Consider the following 2438-nt stretch of genomic DNA (forward strand, 5'->3'; position numbering starts at 1 on the left):
TTAACCAGACCCAGGGCTTACCGCTATCAAACCAGATTTTCATTGAAGAACGTTGTTTCATTCTATTTCCTACTACAGCGAACTGTATTTATTACGTAAACGCTGACGCACAATTTCAGCAACGGTATTAAGAATAAACGTTGCTAAAAACAACACTAATGCCGCCAGGAACAGAACCCGGTAATGCGAGCTGGCGACTTCTGCTTCGGGCATTTCTACAGCAATATTGGCTGATAACGCTCTGAAACCCTCGAAAATATTAAAGTCCATAATCGGTGTGTTACCGGTGGCCATCAACACAATCATGGTTTCACCTACAGCACGCCCCAGACCGATCATCACCGCTGAGAAAATACCAGGGCTGGCGGTCAGCAGCACCACACGCGTCATGGTTTGCCATGGCGTTGCACCCAACGCTAAAGAACCAATGGTCAGATGTTTCGGCACGCCAAAAATAGCGTCTTCTGTAATCGAAAAGATGGTTGGAATCACTGCAAACCCCATCACGAGGCCCACTACTAATGAATTTCGTTGGTCATAATCAATGCCCATCTCATTCAGGAACTGCGGCATATTGCCATCAAATAACCACAATTCAATTGCGCCACTCGATGCCATCGAGACATACCCCACCAGCAGCACGATAGGAATTAAGATCGCAGGCTCCCAACCATCCGGGATACGCTCACGCCAGCGCTTGGGAAGTTTCGTCCAGCCCCAGGCAGTGAGAATAATCATGACGGGCAACATAAACAGTAACGTAAAGACACCCGGTAATTGATCTTCAACCAATGGTGCCAACCAGAGCCCCGCCAAAAACCCTAAAATAACGGTTGGCAATGCCTCCATAATTTCAATGGTAGGTTTCACAAAGCTGCGCATCCGGGGCGACATGAAATAGGCAGTGAAAATAGCGCCCATGATAGCGAGAGGCACTGCCACCAGCATCGCGTAGAAAGCAGCCTTAATGGTGCCAAAGGTTAACGGCGTTAAACTGAATTTAGGTTCGAAGTCATTACTGGCCGAAGAGGATTGCCAAATATATTCTGGTTTATCACGGCTTTCATACCAGACTTTCTCCCATAAGGAATGCCATGAGATATCAGGGTGTTCGTTATCAATATCCAGCAACCTGACATCACCTTTATCAGTGAAGCTGATAAGCCCATTGGCCCGTGGTGATAAAGCAATAACGGCATTATTATCGACGTATGGTTCAACCAATAGCGTGCGATGAGCCGTGGTGTGGTAAATGCCTAAGTGACCGCTTTCATCCAGCGTGACAAAACCTTTTCGGGCCTGTTCCGGTGCGATGGCAATAATCGGACTGTTTTGTTCAGCAAAACTCCGAACATTGTGTAAGGTGTAGTTATTGTCTTTATCCCTGACAGGAAACCATTGATCAATCTGACCGTCACTACGTCCTATCAATACTGAAATGCCACCTGTCAGAAATTCAAAGCTAGTAATATCAACCCCGGTCGGTACGGCTTTGATTTTCTGAATCAGTCGAGGCTTATCCAGGTTTTGTACGTCGTAGTAATAAACAAACCCTTTATCATCCACCAAGTAAAGTTCACGCTGATCTATATCGAGCTTAACGTTAGTCAACTGACTAGCGCCTTCTACGACAAGCTCGTGCTTTTTCTCCATGATAGTGAACTGTGTGTCATCAAGAAAATTAGCTTCTTTTTCGAAACGTTTTAAAACTAAGCGTTTGTCTTCAGTGTAAGCTGCAAAAGTCGTTTTATCTTCGTAACTCTGAACGGAAAGTAAATCAATTGCCTGACCTTGATCATCTATGAGGAGATGTTTTTCACCGAGCGGAAAAGTGATTTCAGGCACAATCACTCGCTGGGTTCCGGTTGGATACGTGACCTTATAACGCTCTTTGAACACTAAAGCATGGCCATCAGCAAAGCCATAACTAAACACTCCGGTAGTGGCTGCACCAGCACTGACACTACTGATTGCTTTTCCTTGCAGAGGTAAGGTGACCTCGTTCATCGTATTGCCGTTTTGTGCTTCAAAAAAACGGACACCACCATCATCATTAACTGCCATGGCGACTGTGTTGTATTCATTCAAAGATAAAAACACGGGCGGCTTAGTATCGCTGTGATAGGTGGCTTCGGTGTTGAGGCTAGCACCTTGGAATAACGGCATCACAACATAAAGTAGATAGAAGAAAATCAGCACAATAGCGAGGATGACCGAAATACCACCTACCGCCACGCCATATTTAGCTACGCGGTCTTTGGTTTCACGCCAGGCACGGCGGCGCTTTGCTACTTTGGAGCCAGGCGCTGGTAATACACTATTCTCGACGGTTTGTTCTTGCATCTAGCCATACCACTTAAGTTTATTTTTTGCTTTCTTCATTGCTAAACATACTGATTTGGAGTGTATTTAGCGATAAATTTAGAAAAAACGCCCCG

Annotated in this window: 1 protein-coding gene; it reads right to left on the reverse strand. The window is 45.4% G+C overall.

Features of this window, described 5'->3' with window-relative positions; genetic code table 11:
- Window positions 1–72: 72 nt before the first annotated feature.
- Window positions 73–2343, reverse strand: a complete 2271-nt coding sequence (locus B4K20_RS01530; RefSeq protein WP_289281647.1) for an ABC transporter permease subunit — start codon at window positions 2341–2343, stop codon at window positions 73–75.
- Between the last annotated feature and the right edge of the window lie 95 nt (window positions 2344–2438).

Source organism: Methylophaga sp. UBA5088 (assembly GCF_002414625.1).
Taxonomy (GTDB): domain Bacteria; phylum Pseudomonadota; class Gammaproteobacteria; order Nitrosococcales; family Methylophagaceae; genus Methylophaga; species Methylophaga marina.